Annotated in this window: 1 protein-coding gene; it reads left to right on the top strand. The window is 49.5% G+C overall.

The genetic code is table 11. The features are described 5' to 3' along the window. Nucleotides 1–396 (top strand): phosphopantetheine-binding protein (locus IY568_RS24510; RefSeq protein WP_228553570.1); only part of this gene is annotated, 396 nt, incomplete at both ends.

Genomic DNA, 396 nt, shown 5'->3' with positions numbered 1-396 from the left:
AGAGGTCATCGTAGCGCTTCGAAAAGCATTGGCAGCGGCAGTGCCTCATTACATGATGCCGCAGACACTGACGTTTATAGATGAGATGCCGCTGACACCCAATGGCAAAGTGGATAGTCATGCACTACTGGCGTTAACTGGCGCGGTTGACCGCTCGGTTTTCACTGCCCCAAGGTGTGACGTGGAGCGTCAGATTCAAGCGTTGTGGCAAAGTAAACTCCAGCTTGATCGGATCAGTATTTATGATGATTTCTTTGCACTGAAAGGTCACTCTTTGCTGGCGATGCAAATTGTCAGTGAGATAAGCCAGTGTTTTGATGCTGATTTGAATATGAGCCACTTTTTCATTGAGCCCACGATTGCCGGAGTCAGTGCGGCGGTTAAAAGTGCGGGCAG

The organism is Pseudoalteromonas sp. PPB1, from assembly GCF_015356275.1.
Classification (GTDB): Bacteria; Pseudomonadota; Gammaproteobacteria; order Enterobacterales; family Alteromonadaceae; genus Pseudoalteromonas; species Pseudoalteromonas rubra_D.
This window is presented reverse-complemented; position numbering and strand designations above follow the sequence as displayed.